This window comes from Halorubrum tibetense, from assembly GCF_055396225.1.
Genome location: NZ_AP043742.1, coordinates 579,652 through 592,408, shown reverse-complemented (window position 1 = coordinate 592,408; position 12,757 = coordinate 579,652). Strand labels below are relative to the sequence as shown.

At 66.7% G+C, this 12,757-nt stretch carries 13 protein-coding genes and 2 tRNA genes; 5 read left to right on the top strand and 10 right to left on the bottom strand.

From position 1 onward, the window contains the following. Positions 1–137 precede the first annotated feature (137 nt). Both ACZ5TV_RS02940 and ACZ5TV_RS02935 read right to left on the bottom strand, forming a co-directional pair. Positions 138–1,109 (bottom strand): ABC transporter permease, encoded by a 972-nt coding sequence (locus ACZ5TV_RS02940; protein WP_379779405.1) that lies wholly within the window; start codon positions 1,107–1,109, stop codon positions 138–140. 453 nt (positions 1,110–1,562) lie between these two features. Beyond that, positions 1,563–1,637, bottom strand: a tRNA-Val gene (locus ACZ5TV_RS02935). An 83-nt stretch (positions 1,638–1,720) separates the two neighbouring features. On the opposite strand from ACZ5TV_RS02935, the gene ACZ5TV_RS02930 reads away from it, so the two are divergent. Beyond that, complete coding sequence (locus tag ACZ5TV_RS02930) at positions 1,721–2,230, top strand: hypothetical protein (protein ID WP_379779403.1); 510 nt, start codon at positions 1,721–1,723, stop codon at positions 2,228–2,230. A gap of 85 nt (positions 2,231–2,315) precedes the next feature. Here ACZ5TV_RS02930 and ACZ5TV_RS02925 read toward each other — a convergent pair whose 3' ends face one another. From ACZ5TV_RS02925 to ACZ5TV_RS02900, 6 genes are all read right to left on the bottom strand, one after another. Then, entirely contained in the window at positions 2,316–2,597 is a 282-nt protein-coding gene (locus tag ACZ5TV_RS02925; protein WP_379779401.1) for a DUF7553 family protein, read from the bottom strand. Between the two features lie 76 nt (positions 2,598–2,673). Next, positions 2,674–3,207 (bottom strand): cob(I)yrinic acid a,c-diamide adenosyltransferase, encoded by a 534-nt coding sequence (locus ACZ5TV_RS02920; RefSeq protein WP_379779399.1) that lies wholly within the window; start codon positions 3,205–3,207, stop codon positions 2,674–2,676. Beyond that, entirely contained in the window at positions 3,204–3,443 is a 240-nt protein-coding gene (locus ACZ5TV_RS02915; protein WP_379779397.1) for a glutaredoxin family protein, read from the bottom strand. The genes ACZ5TV_RS02920 and ACZ5TV_RS02915 overlap by 4 nt, the downstream gene beginning before the upstream one ends. 133 nt (positions 3,444–3,576) lie before the next feature. Next, positions 3,577–3,972: an acyl-CoA thioesterase gene (locus tag ACZ5TV_RS02910; protein WP_379779395.1), complete on the bottom strand. Its 396-nt coding sequence runs from the start codon at positions 3,970–3,972 to the stop codon at positions 3,577–3,579. Between the two features lie 99 nt (positions 3,973–4,071). Next, positions 4,072–4,746, bottom strand: a complete 675-nt coding sequence (gene phoU / locus ACZ5TV_RS02905; RefSeq protein WP_379779393.1) for a phosphate signaling complex protein PhoU — start codon at positions 4,744–4,746, stop codon at positions 4,072–4,074. Between the two features lie 86 nt (positions 4,747–4,832). After that, positions 4,833–4,907, bottom strand: a tRNA-Val gene (locus ACZ5TV_RS02900). A gap of 174 nt (positions 4,908–5,081) precedes the next feature. Here ACZ5TV_RS02900 and ACZ5TV_RS02895 point away from each other — a divergent pair. Together ACZ5TV_RS02895 and ACZ5TV_RS02890 are read left to right on the top strand one after the other, a co-directional pair. After that, a complete protein-coding gene (locus tag ACZ5TV_RS02895; RefSeq protein ID WP_464384084.1) occupies positions 5,082–6,203 on the top strand; it encodes a M24 family metallopeptidase in 1,122 nt (373 codons plus the stop codon). Positions 6,204–6,275: 72 nt separating this feature from the next. Then, entirely contained in the window at positions 6,276–7,568 is a 1,293-nt protein-coding gene (locus ACZ5TV_RS02890; protein WP_379781051.1) for a M24 family metallopeptidase, read from the top strand. 15 nt (positions 7,569–7,583) lie between these two features. Here ACZ5TV_RS02890 and ACZ5TV_RS02885 read toward each other — a convergent pair whose 3' ends face one another. Then, complete coding sequence (locus ACZ5TV_RS02885; RefSeq protein ID WP_379781049.1) at positions 7,584–9,023, bottom strand: NAD(P)/FAD-dependent oxidoreductase; 1,440 nt, start codon at positions 9,021–9,023, stop codon at positions 7,584–7,586. Between the two features lie 153 nt (positions 9,024–9,176). Here ACZ5TV_RS02885 and ACZ5TV_RS02880 point away from each other — a divergent pair, with 153 nt between their 5' ends. Both ACZ5TV_RS02880 and radB read left to right on the top strand, forming a co-directional pair. After that, positions 9,177–10,538 carry a sodium-dependent transporter gene (locus tag ACZ5TV_RS02880; RefSeq protein ID WP_379781047.1) on the top strand — a complete coding sequence of 454 codons (1,362 nt, stop codon included), beginning with the start codon at positions 9,177–9,179 and terminating at the stop codon, positions 10,536–10,538. A gap of 74 nt (positions 10,539–10,612) precedes the next feature. Next, positions 10,613–11,320, top strand: a complete 708-nt coding sequence (gene radB / locus ACZ5TV_RS02875; protein WP_379781045.1) for a DNA repair and recombination protein RadB — start codon at positions 10,613–10,615, stop codon at positions 11,318–11,320. Positions 11,321–11,435: 115 nt separating this feature from the next. On the opposite strand, the gene ACZ5TV_RS02870 is transcribed toward radB, so the two are convergent. Next, a complete protein-coding gene (locus ACZ5TV_RS02870) occupies positions 11,436–12,575 on the bottom strand; it encodes a CBS domain-containing protein (protein WP_379781043.1) in 1,140 nt (379 codons plus the stop codon). Positions 12,576–12,757 lie beyond the last annotated feature (182 nt).

The window sequence follows — 12,757 nt, the reverse complement described above, 5'->3', positions numbered from 1 at the left end:
ACCGTTGCTACCCGATCGGTCGATTCCGGAGGGCCGTCCGACTGCCCCAGAAATTCGTGTTATCATACAACATGATATCCGTTCGGCGGTTATAACCCCGTCGTAACCGCGGGTATTCTCCGTCGCCGACGGGTGCGTCAGACTGCATTCACTTTCGGGTCCAACACGGCGTACGAGACGTCCTGGACGATATTGCCGAGCACGCCGAACACGATGACGAAGACGGTCCCGCCCAGTAACACCGGGACGTCGCGGGCGTTCACCGCTTCCAGAAGGAGGAGGCCGAACCCTTCGATCCCAAACAACACCTCGATCACGAACACCGCCAGCACGAGGAGTCCGACCGCTTCGGTAAACAGCATCGAAAAGAAGGGGATTGCGGCGTTCCGGACGACGTGTTTCGCGACCCGAACCCGTGTCGCCCCTTTCGCCTCGACCAGCGTGATGAACGTCGCGGGGACGTACTCCAGCGAGTGTGCTCGCGCGTAGCTCACGTATCCCCCGAGAAGCACGGTCGCCGTGAGAACCACCGGAAGGAGCTGCTCGTACAGCAGCGGCGAGTACGCTATCACGGGATCGATCCGGTCGATGTGATCGCCCCACTGTAGCGAGAACACCATCCCGCCGACCCAGAACCCTGGGACGGCGAAGAGGAGGTACGCGATCCCGACGCCGAACCGACCCGTCCAACTACCCCGATTCATCGCGGCGTACAGTCCGATCGACAGACCGGCCCCGAACGCTACCACCAGCGCTGGAAGGACGTACGCCAGCGTCCGCCCGGTCGCACGGAGCAGAAGCGGCGCAACTGCCTCCCCGGTCGAGAGGGAGTACCCCCAGTCGAGGGTAGCCATGTTCCCCATCCAATCGACATACTGCTCGGCGATCGGTCGGTCCAGGCCCCGGGACGCGAGGTACTGCTGTGTCATCTCTTCGACCGCGGCTTCCGCTTGTGCCCCGTCACGGTGAGCGAACCGCAGGAGACCTTCCTGCCCGTCGAGCACCCAGTCGTCCGTCAACGAGAACAGCAGGAACACCGTCGTCAGTACGGTCCACGCCACGACGACGCCCATCGCGACCCGCTTCGCGAGGATCCGAAGGACGTTCACGGTCGAACCACCCTCAGCAATCGGTGTGGAGGAAGGAGCCGGAGCCACGGTCGACACTCCGCGCGATCGCGGTGACGAACGGGGGGTGTCCCGATATCACGGGACGATCTGCCGACTGCGGATGGCATACGACACCCGTGCTCGTCCGCGAACAAAAATCCCTGTGTGTTATTCACACGCGCCGTGTCGATCCGCGGGAGGAACAGCCCGGACCGGTCCTACCTCGTCGTCTCTACCATCGGCTGGCTAACCCAGCGCGTTCACCGAACCGGTCCGCTCGCCATCGCTCGCAGCTGCGCTATCGAGAAATCCCGTTCACGACTCGTCCGCAGCCAATGGGTCGGATTCGAACCGAAACAAGACGTGCTCACTTCGTTGCGCGCGACTTGCAGGGTTCGAATCCTTCCTCCCCATTGTGCGTCATTTCCTCGCTACGCTCGTCGAAAACGCTCATGGGTCGGGGCGGATTCGAACCGCCGACCTGCTCCGTGTGAAGGAGCCGTCATAACCGGACTAGACCACCGACCCGTACGGCTCTGGATTCCGCGCGTCCGAACTTAAGGGTTGCTTTGTCGCCCGGATTCAAGTGCTCTCCCGACGAGACGGGCCGTATGACCCACGAGCTCCGCACGCTCGAACGTTTCAGACGACACGTCGCCAGCGTACTCCACCTCCCCCTCTCGCTCGTCGGGCTGTACGCCGAGCGCGACACGCCTCCCGACCAGTACGCCATGACCCTGCAGGAGCCGTACCCGCACGTCGAGGCGCGGCTCCACCGGCTCGGCTTCGTCCGCAACCTCGTCTCCTCACTGAAACACCGTTCGTACGACGCCCCGCCCGAGACGACCGTCGCGAGCTGGGCGCGGTACCCGGCGGGCGCGCTCCGGAGCAGCCACCAGCTCCATCTCGGGCTGTTCGTCGGTCCCGACGAGTCGACGACGGACGTGTACGCCCACTGGGAACCCTCTTGGATCCGCCACCCGATCCGTCACTATCGGGCACGGGAGGTCGACGCCGAAGAAGGTGTTCGGCGGGTCAGGGACCTGTTCGAACGCGAAGGGGTACCGTTCGCTGTCGTCCCCGCCGAGGAACGCGTCGTCGGGAGCGACGGCGATACGTGATCACTCGGCTCGGACCGGTACGGGCCCGGGTTCGCTCGGCGGACCGACTCGCTACCCGACTCGGCTCGTCGGTCGAGTCGGCTCGCTACTCGCTCGGTTTCTCGTCTTTCCGACCCCGGTACGCCTCGATCCGTTCGCGCGCCGACGTCACGGCTTCGCGGGCCTCGCCCTCGGCGCGCTCCTCGAGCTCCTTGAGGTCGGCTTGCAGCTTGTCGAGCCGGGAGGGTTCGGGCTCCTCCTCGGGCTCGTCGCCGACGAGCTTCGAGACGCGGTCCTGAAGCGGTTCCAGTTCCTCTTTGATCCCCGCTTTCGCGTGTTCCGCCGCTCGACCCAAGTAGTACCGTGCGTCCTCGAAGTGTTTGCTCATATCTGCCCTTTAGCGAAGGACAGATATATGCTTTGCGGGAGATCTCCTCCTCCGCGGCCGTGGCGGCCGAGCTCCGTTAGTACGAGGGCGACTCCTCGGGCTCGCCGTCACGCGCGTTCGCGACCCGTCCGAGCGTGAACAGGAGGTCCGACAGTCGGTTGAGGTACGTGATCACCGACTCGTTGATCGGCTCCGCCCCCGCGAGGTTGACCACGCGCCGTTCCGCCCGCCTGACGACCGTCCGCGCGTGGTGTAACGCCGCGCCCGCCGATCCCCCGCCGGGGAGGACGAACGACTGGAGCGGATCGAGCTCCTCGTCGAACGCGTCGATACGTTCCTCCAGCTCCGTCGTGTGTGTCGGTTCCACCCGGGGATCGTCGGGATCGGGGTCGGGGTTCGCGAGGTCGGCTTGGACGACGTGGAGATGGTTCTGAACCGCTTCCAGCACGTCGTCGATGTCGGCGTACCCCGTCGGTCGCACCGTCCCTATCAGGGCGTTCGCCTCGTCGACCGTGCCGTACGCCTCGATCCGCGGGCTGGACTTCGACACGCGACTCAGGTCCCGTAGGTCGGTCTTCCCCTCGTCGCCGCGCCCGGTGTACACCGTCATGCGAGGGTCCGGTCGACGTACTCCAAGATGTTCGCGCTCTCCGACATCGTCACGCCGCGGTCCGCGTCGACGATGACCGGGACGCCACGCTGCCCACTCACGCGTTTTACCTCGTTCCGGTCGGAGTGGAGGGCGTCGACCCACGTCGTCTCGTACTCGACCTCAGCGTCGTCGAGGGCGTCGCTCACCTTCTCACACCACGGACACCCGTCCAGGGCGTACAGTCGAATGGACATACCCGATCGATCGACGCCCGCGGGCAAGAAGGTACGGCTCCCGGCGTCGTCGCCGGGGACGCTGCCGGTGGGTCGTCTCGTCTGGGTCGCTGGCCATCCGAGCTCGCCTCCCCTTCGATCCGTTCCCGGCCGTCTAAAGCCCGTGATACGACTCGATCGCGGTCCGGTACGCCTCGGGCATCGGCCGCGACGATCCGGTCTCGTCGACCGCCACCTGCACGGACTCGGCCTCGGCGACGACGCCGTCGTCCGTGCGAAGCTCGTAGGTCATCGGCACGCTCGACTCGCCGATCTCGGTGACGTCGATCTCGACATCGACCGAGTCGTCTTCGAGGTGAACCGGTCGGCGGAACGATATCGACAGCGACGCGAGCACCGTCGAGACCGAGGAGAGATCGGCGTCGAGGACGTCACGGAAGTACTCCGTTCGAGCCTGTTCCAGATAGGTGGCGTAGACGGCGTTGTTCACGTGACCCATGGCGTCGACGTCGCGAAACCGGACGGGGACCGTCGTCGTGTACGTGCTCATGGCCGAGTGTCGTCGGGGGGAAGTATGTACGCGTCGGCTTCCGACGGATCCGACGATCCGCCGCGGGTCAGCACGGTCGTTCGTCGTCGTTCTCGACCGTCAGTACAGCAGTTCGTCGTCGTTCTCGATCATGTACAGCGAACGGGCGGCGATGTTGACGGTGTGGTCACCCACTCGCTCGAGGTCACGTACCGTGAGCAACAGGCGGGAGACGTTCTCCATCGTGGCTTCGACGTCGTCGTCGTCCCGGAAGCGGTCCTCCTCGATCAGGTCGCGGACGACCAGATCGCTCGCTGCCTCGCACGCCGTGTCGAGGTCGTCGTCCATCGCGGCGACCTCGTAACACAGCTCCGAGTCGGAGTCGGCGTAGGCGGTCATCGCCGCGTCCAACATCTCCAGGGTCGTATCGCCGATCCGCTGGACGTCGACGTCGGGGAACACTTCCTCCTCAGCTTCGCCGGCGTACCGCCCGAGGTTGGTCGCCAGATCCGCGATTCGCTCGAGATCCGTGATGATCTTGAACGAGGCGGCGATGAACCGGAGGTCGCCCGCGACCGGCTGCTGAAGCGCGATCAGGTCCGTACACTCCCGTTCCAGCTCCAAGTAGAGCTCGTTGACTTCGGCGTCGCCGGTGATGACCTCCTCGCCGAGTTCGCCGTCCTGCCGTTCCAACGCGTCGAGGGCGGTCCGGAGCCGGTCCGCGACGACCTCGCTCATGTAGAGTACGTCCTCGCGGAGCCCTTCCAGTTTCGCTTGGTACTGTTCGCGTGGCATCGTCTCGGTCGTAGACCGACGGCGACGGATAAAAACACGTCGCACGCGGGACGGGTCCCTACTGGGTTCGACGTGACGAAAGGAAGTGGGTTGGGGCGGATTTGAACCGCCGGCCTCCTCCATGTCAAGGAGGTGTCATAACCGGGCTAGACTACCAACCCGCCGGGGCTTACTGACGCGTTTCGTCGTATCCGGGGGACGTAATTGAACCTTTCGGAACGGGGGCCGGCGTGGGGATTCGGCACACGTTCTCCGACTCGCCCAGCCCGTTCCGGTTTGCCCGTCCCGTCATCGGCGATCGACCGCTTTTACTGGGTCGCAGCGAGTTCTCGGGTATGGTTGATCTCGACGCGCGTGCGGACCGGTTGGACGCGTATCTCGCCGATCGCGGGCTCGAAGCCGTCTGGTTCGCGGCGCCGAACGGGTTCGCGTGGCTCGTCGGCGGCGACAACGTCGTCGACGCGGACGCGCCTCACGGCGTCGCCGCCGCCGGCTACGACGGCGACTTCCGCGTGATCACCGACGGGATCGAGGCGGACCGGCTCGCGGCCGAGGAGCTCCCCGACCGGGTCGCCGTCGAGTCGTTCCCCTGGTACGCCGACTCGCTCGCCGAGGCCGTCGCCGAACGCTCGCCGACACCCGCCGCCGCCGACTTCGACGTGCCCGGCTTCGCCGACCTCGACGTGAGCGGGCTTCGACAGCCCCTCACCGACGACGACGTCGAACGGTACCGCGAGCTCGGCCGCGAGGTCGCCGCTGCGGTCGAGACGGTCTGCCGGAACCTCGAACCCGAGGACCCCGAGTACGAGGTGGCCGCCGGGATCGACATCTCGCTGGCCTCCCGGGACGTAAACACCCCCGTCGTGCTCGTGGGCGGGGGCGAGCGCGCCCGGAAGTACCGCCACTTCACGCCGACCGACGCGACGCTGGGCGACTACGCGCTCGTCTCGGTCACGGCCGAACGCGCCGGCCTGTACGCCTCCATCACCCGGACCGTCGCGTTCGACGCCCCCGATTGGCTGGAGGACCGACACCGCGCCGCCGCCCGCGTCGAAGCCACCGCGCTCGCCGCCACCCGCGCGGCCGCGGCCGGCGAGCTCGGTGCCGGCGAGGGACCGGACACCGCCGGCGACGTGTTCGACGCGATCCGCGAGGCGTACGCCGCCGTCGGCTTCGCCGACGAGTGGAAGCGCCACCACCAGGGCGGTGCGGCCGGGTTCGCCGGTCGCGAGTGGATCGCGACCCCCGACAGCGACGAACCGGTGACTCGACCGATGGGCTACGCTTGGAACCCCACGATCCGGGGAGCGAAAAGCGAGGACACGTATCTGGTCGCGAGCGACCGCTTCGAGACGCTGACGAAGACCGGCCAGTGGCCGACTCACGAGGTGGAGTCGGTCGCTCTCGATAGCCTCCCCTCGGCCTCGTTCGAGCGACACGCACCGGTCATTCGCTGAGAGGGATACCCGCTGGAACCGAACGGGTTCACCGTCCGAAAGCCTATGTTCGGCCCCCGTGACCGGATGGGCATGTCCGACACAGCCCTCATCGGCGAGAAGCTCGAGCAGGCGGTCCGCCTGCTCCGTGAGACCGACACCGACTGCTGGCTCACCGTCGCCCGCGAGACGACCGAGATCGACGAGCCCTGTCTCCCGTTTCTGCTCGGGTTCGACGTCGTTTGGCCGACGTTCGTCGTCGTCACCCCCGAGGACGAGCGACACGTCGTTATCGGTCGTCACGACGCCCCGAACGCTGACGCGCTCGGCGAGTACACGGTACACCCGTACGACGAGTCGTTCGAACCGGCGCTCCGAACGGTGATCGATAACGTCGACCCGACGGAGATCGCGGTCAACTACGCCCGCGACGACGTAGTCGCCGACGGCCTCACCCACGGGATGTATCTCCAGCTCACCGACGCGCTCGCCGGAACCGGGTACGAGGACGCGCTCGTGAGCGCCCGTGACGTGGTCGCGCGCCTCCGAAGCGAGAAGTCTTCGATGGAGTACGACCGGGTCGCGCGGGCCGCCGACGTCACGATCGAGCTGTTCGACGAGCTCGCGGCGGCCTGGACGCCGACGTGGACCGAGGCGGACGTCTCGGCGTTCTTCCACGACCGGATGCGGACACGCGGTCTCGAGAGCGCTTGGAGCTGGGAGTACTGTCCGACCGTCCACGCCGGCGGAGACGCACCGGTCGGACACACGACCCCCGGCGACCGCACCCTCCCCCCGGGCGAGGTGCTCCACGTCGACTTCGGGGTGAAACACCGCGGCTACGCCGCGGACATCCAGCGACTCTTCTACCGACCCGCGGACGGCGACGGGGACGACGGCAAGAACGACAGCGATGGCAACGGCGACGACGGCGGCAACGAGAGTGAGGGGGACCCGACGACGCCGCCGGCCGACCTCCGGGCCGCATACGACGACGTCCGAGCGGCGATCGACGCCGCCTTCGAGACCGTTGAGCCGGGAGTACAGGGGTTCGAGGTGGACGCCGCCGCCCGGTCGACGATCACCGACCGGGGCTGGCCGGCGTACGAGCACGCCGCGGGACACAACGTCGGGCGGAACGCTCACGACGGCGGGACGCTGCTCGGTCCGCGATGGGACCGGTACGGGGAGTCGCCGGAGGGGATCGTCCGTGAAGGGGAAATATACACCCTCGAGCTCGGCGTCGACACGCAGTGGGGGTATCTCGGACAGGAGGAGATGATAGAGGTGACGGCCGACGGCGCGGCGTACTTCGTCGAGCCGCAGACCGAGTTGTACACGCTCGTGTCAGAGGAGGGTGTCGGATCCGTGGGGAACGGCCAGTGATCTCCGCTCGGGGCCTCAGTAGACGTATTCGTCCTCGCTGATCGTCACGTAGTCGCGTTTCGTCTTCCGCTTGTTCCACTTGTAGCCGAGCAGGAGCTTCAGCGACTCCCAGCCCGAGCGGTACGGCTGTGCCAGCAGCCCATCACCTGTGTCCGCCGCGAGCATCGCGTCCGCCGCCCCGATCACCCGGTCCCAGTCGGCGGGGCCGTACTCGGCGACCATGTCCGCCATCGTCACGTTCCGGACGACCTCGTCGCCGATCGCCTCCTTCCAGCGGCGGTTGTAGGCGGCGAGATCTCCGCTTGCGGCGAGCTCGCCGGCGATGGCACCCGTCCGGACGGCGACGTGGTCTCCACCCTCGTGGAACGCCGACGTCGTCCCCATCGCCCCGCCGACGACCGCGATCCCCGCCTCGGTCGGCGAGTCGATCGGTCGCGTCGAGGAGATCGGGTACGTCTCGGTTCCGCCGCGTTTGCCCGCCTCCTCGACCAGCGGAAACTCCGTTTCGATGTCGTACTCGTCGCCGAACTGCCACTCCAACAGCCGCCGGATGTACTCGCCGCCGCTCGGGATCGACTCGTCGTCCGCGTCGAGCAGCTCGTACTCCGCGGCGTCGAACGCGTCGATGTCCATCCCGATCGGCATCGTCAGCCCGATCCGACAGAGCCGATCCTCGTTCGGGAAGATCCACGGGTACGCCGTTTCGCCGGGGATAACGCCCCACCAGAAGACGATGGCGTCGTCGAACTCCGCGAACACCTCTTCGGGAACTCGCCGGTACTCCTGATAGGCGATGTGGTTGGCCTCCGGCGGCGCGAGCCGGTCGGACCCACCCGCGCCCTCCGGGAGGTACTCGTCGAGCACCCGGTTCGTCACCGTCCGTTGTGGCCCGTCGGCGAGCACCAGGAAGTCGGCCCCGACAGTCCCGCCCGACGCGAGCTGGAGGACGTGTCGCGGGCCGCTGCTCCCCTCTTCGGCCCGTTCGTTTCCTCCTGTCGGCGTTTCGTTCCCGTCCGTCCCCGTCGCCGCATCGAGGTCCGTCTCCACCCCGCGAACCGACTCGCCGACGCGGTACTCGGCGCCGGCGTTCTCGGCACGCTCGCGCATCCAATCGTCGAACCGAGCCCGCTGGAAAGTGTAGCCGAACGTGTCGTATGAGGAGTCGATCCCCGTCGAGTACAGCGTCGCTGACTCGCTCGGCCCACGGAACTCCGCCCGGTTCAGCTCCCGCTGGACGACGCCCTCGTCGAACTCGTCGGGGTGGATCCCCATAATGTCGACCCAGTAATCGAGGATGCCCGCGGCGTCCGTCGAGTCGGGACCGAGTCCCTCCCGATCCGCCCGCGGGACGCCCTTCTCCAGCAGGAGGGTCTCGGCACCGGCGCTCGCAGCCGCGTGCGCCGCGGCGGAACCGGCGGGGCCGCCACCCACGATAGCGACGTCTACGCGTTCCATGTACCGTGAGGTCGGCTTCCGTCTATTAAATTCACGGTGTTTTCACGCCCCGTGCCCCTCGTCGAGTCCGATGATCGTTCGTTTAATTACATCCGGAATAAGGGGGTTTCGAAAGACATACTTTTGTATCCGCCCCCGAGTTTTCCGACGATCATGGCACGAGAGACGTGGGCGACACGAGTCGGGTTCATCCTCGCCGCCGTCGGAAGCGCGGTGGGGCTCGGAAACATCTGGCGGTTCCCGTTCATCACTGGTCAGGAAGGCGGATCAGCGTTCCTCCTCGTGTATCTCGCCTTCATTCTTCTCATCGGCTTCCCGGCGCTGCTCGTCGAGTTCGTCGTCGGCCGCCGAACGGAGCTCAACCCGGTCGGGGCGATCCGCGAGCTCGGTAGCGGGGCGTGGCAATACGTCGGCTACCTGTTCGTCGTTACCGGCTTCATTATCCTCTCGTACTACAGCGTCGTCGCCGGCTGGTTCCTGCGGTACACCGTCATCGGCGTGACCGACGGCTACGCGGCGGGTGCCGCCAGCCCAGAGGCCGCCGAGGCGCTGTTCGGGGGCGTCGCGACCGGGCTCGATTCGCTGCTGTTCCACGCGCTCTTTATGACGCTCGTGATCGGGATCATCGCTGCGGGGATTCGCAGCGGGATCGAGGTCGCGGTGAAGGTGATGGTGCCGGCCATCGTCGTCCTCCTGATCGGGCTCGCGGCGTACGGGTTCACGCTCGACGCCTCCACGGAGGCGTACGCGTACTACCTCTCGCCCGACTTCGGCGTTATCGCCGAGAACTGGACGAGTATCCTGCCCGCCGCGGCCGGACAGGCCTTCTTCACCCTCTCGCTCGGCATGGGCGTGATGATAACGTACGCCTCCTATCTCGGCGAGGACCGGAACCTCGCGGAGGACGCCGGCGTGATCGTCGGGCTCGATACGCTCATCGCCGTGATCGTCGGCTTCGTCGTCTTCCCGTTCCTCTTCGCCGCGGGGCTGACACCCGGCGACGGCGGTCCCGGCGAGATATTCGTGAGCCTGACGAGCGCGTTCGCGGAGATCCCCGCCGGCCGGGTCATCGGCGTGATCTTCTTCGCGATGGTCGGGATCGCGGCGCTCTCCTCGGCGATCAGTATCCTCGAAGTGCTCGCGTCCTACCTGATCGACGAGTTCGGCATCGAGCGGGTTCCCGCCGCGGCCGGGCTCGGCGTCGCGGTGTTCCTCCTCGGCGTGCCCGTCACCGTAGACCTCGTCTTCCTCGACCTGCTCGACCTGTTCGCCGACAGCATCCTGCTGGTGTTGGGCGCGCTACTGCTCGCGCTGTTCGTCGGCTGGGCCGTTCCCGAGGTCGCCCGCGAGGAGCTCGAAAGAGGGATCGGCGACCTCGGCGGGCTCGGCGACCTCTGGATCTGGGTCGTTCGCATCCCAGTCGTGATCGTCGTCTTCGTCTCGCTGTACCTCGGTGTCGTCGAGTACGCCGAGTTCCTCACCGGGGACTTCGCCGAGTGGCTGGCGGCCCGGTAGGCGAAACCGATCGCCAGTCCTCCAGTCCCGCCGTGACCGACCTTTTAAAGACGGACGCGGACTAACCGTCGACAGTGAGCGATCCGATCCGGACCGGGTGTGACCCGGTCGACGAGCTGTTGGGCGGGGGGTTCGAGCGCGGGGTCGTCACACAGGTGTACGGGCCGCCCGCGGCCGGGAAAACCAACCTCGCACTCACGGCGGCAGTCGAGCTCGCGGCCACCGGCAACCGGTCGCTGTTCATCGACACCGAGGGACTCTCCATCGACCGGTTCGAACAGATCGCGAGCGCTCGGGTCGAACGACCGGACGCCGATAGCGACGTCGAGACGTTGGCCGCTCGACTGGTGATCTCGGAGGCGTACGACTTCGATGACCAGCGCGAGGCCGTTCGCGACGCCGAGGAGCTCGCGGCGGAAATCGACCTGATCGTGCTCGACTCCGCGACCGGCTTCTACCGGCTCGAACGCGCCGGCGACACCGAAGGGGGCCAGTCCCTCCGGAAGGTCGCGAAACAGGTGACGCATCTCCTCTCGCTGGCCCGGCGACACGACCTCGCCGTGGTGATCACCAATCAGGTGTTCACCGACCCCGACAGCGACCGAGACCGTGCGCTCGGCGGCAACACCCTCAACCACTGGACCGGGACGATCTTACGCGTCGACCGCTTCCGCGGCGGGAACCGTCGGGTCACGCTGGAGAAACACCGGTCGAAAGCCGCCGGCGACTCCGCCACGTTCCGGATCGTCGAGGAGGGGTTGGCGGCGGGGATGGACGAGTAGCGGCCGCCGAGTCGCCGCGGTGTTGTACGGAGCGTCGAGGCTGGATATGTGCTCGGACGTCGAAACGAAGGGCGTCGAAACGAAGGTGAATAACAGGGCCCGAACCGCGGTCGCCTTACAGCTCGCCGAGCTTCCGGAGGAGCTGGCCGCGGTACTCCTCGTCGGCGTTGACGCCTTTGATTTCGAGGACGTTGCGTTCGAGCTTGTCGAGCGCGACGTGGAACGCGTGTTCCGCACCGTACCCCTCTCCGGAGCCACCGACCTGACCTTGGTTGGTCCGGAGCCGGATCTGACACTGGATGAGCGGCGTGCCGCGGAGCTTCTCCTTGTGCTCGTGGAGCCGGACGTGTGCGTGCATCACCTGCATCTCGGCGTACTTGTCGGCGACGCCCTCGATGGACTCGACGATGTGCTCGCGGGAGACGCGGTCGAGCAAGTCGACGTTTGTGATCTGGACGTCCATCGAGTCCTCCTCGGTGAACGTGAGCGCTCGGAGCACGTCGGTTTTCGTCACCATCCCCGCGACGGTGTCTGCGCCCTCAGGGGTGACGACCAGTCCGGAGACATCGTTGTCGAACATACGGGAGACGACGGCCTTCGCCGTCTCGTCGCCAGTCGCGGTGACGACGGGGCTCGACATGATGTCGTAGACGGGGAGATCGAGCATCCGATCGATGTCGCCTGCGCGGTCGCCGCTTCCCTGTCGCTCATGATCGCGGACGACGAACTCGACGATGTCGTTCGTGGTGACGACGCCGACGAGCCCACCGTCGTCGTCCAGTACGGGGAGCCGGGAGATCCCGTTCTCGCGGAGCCGGTTGATCGCCTGTCCGACGCTGTCGCCATCGTTGATCCCGATCACGTCGGTCGTGGCGACCTGGTCGACGGTGATGGCGTCGAGGCTGTCGAGGACGGCTTCGAGGATCTGGTCGACCGTGACGATCCCGTAGAGCTTCTCACCCTCGTAGACCGGGGCGATCTTCACGTCACCCTCGACGAGGAGGCGGGCCGTCTCGCGGACGTCTTCGGTCCGCTTGACGGAGGGGGCGGGCTTCATGACGACGGAGACCTTCGTGTCGTCCTCCATGCGCGAGCGCAGGAGCTGCTTCTCGCCGACCACACCGGCGTACTCGCCGTCCTCCGTGACGACGATCCCCTTGGGGTTCTCGCGCTCGAAGATGGACCGGACCTTGGCGAGTCGCTCGTCGGCGGCGACCTCGACGTACTCCGGCACTGCGATATCAGAGATGTTCATGATCCACCCGAAGGTTCGACGCGCCGGGTATTGAAAGTGCGGGAGTCCTCGCGCACCCCCGGAACGCGGGACAACACCCGCATACTGCGACCCTACGGGAACCCGGTCGCCCGTCGAGAGATCGTGTGCGCGCTTGTCGAGAGGCCGTACGTCACCCACCGCGACCTGTATGCCGGCCCGCT

Excerpts from the sequence above, each read along its gene's own strand:
- ACZ5TV_RS02930 (WP_379779403.1), top strand. The coding sequence starts at position 1,721 with ATGACCCACGAGCTCCGCACGCTCGAACGTTTCAGACGACACGTCGCC.
- ACZ5TV_RS02925 (WP_379779401.1), bottom strand. The coding sequence starts at position 2,597 with ATGAGCAAACACTTCGAGGACGCACGGTACTACTTGGGTCGAGCGGCG.
- ACZ5TV_RS02920 (WP_379779399.1), bottom strand. The coding sequence starts at position 3,207 with ATGACGGTGTACACCGGGCGCGGCGACGAGGGGAAGACCGACCTACGG.
- ACZ5TV_RS02915 (WP_379779397.1), bottom strand. The coding sequence starts at position 3,443 with ATGTCCATTCGACTGTACGCCCTGGACGGGTGTCCGTGGTGTGAGAAG.
- ACZ5TV_RS02910 (WP_379779395.1), bottom strand. The coding sequence starts at position 3,972 with ATGAGCACGTACACGACGACGGTCCCCGTCCGGTTTCGCGACGTCGAC.
- phoU (WP_379779393.1), bottom strand. The coding sequence starts at position 4,746 with ATGCCACGCGAACAGTACCAAGCGAAACTGGAAGGGCTCCGCGAGGAC.
- ACZ5TV_RS02895 (WP_464384084.1), top strand. The coding sequence starts at position 5,082 with ATGGTTGATCTCGACGCGCGTGCGGACCGGTTGGACGCGTATCTCGCC.
- ACZ5TV_RS02890 (WP_379781051.1), top strand. The coding sequence starts at position 6,276 with ATGTCCGACACAGCCCTCATCGGCGAGAAGCTCGAGCAGGCGGTCCGC.
- ACZ5TV_RS02885 (WP_379781049.1), bottom strand. The coding sequence starts at position 9,023 with ATGGAACGCGTAGACGTCGCTATCGTGGGTGGCGGCCCCGCCGGTTCC.
- ACZ5TV_RS02880 (WP_379781047.1), top strand. The coding sequence starts at position 9,177 with ATGGCACGAGAGACGTGGGCGACACGAGTCGGGTTCATCCTCGCCGCC.
- ACZ5TV_RS02870 (WP_379781043.1), bottom strand. The coding sequence starts at position 12,575 with ATGAACATCTCTGATATCGCAGTGCCGGAGTACGTCGAGGTCGCCGCC.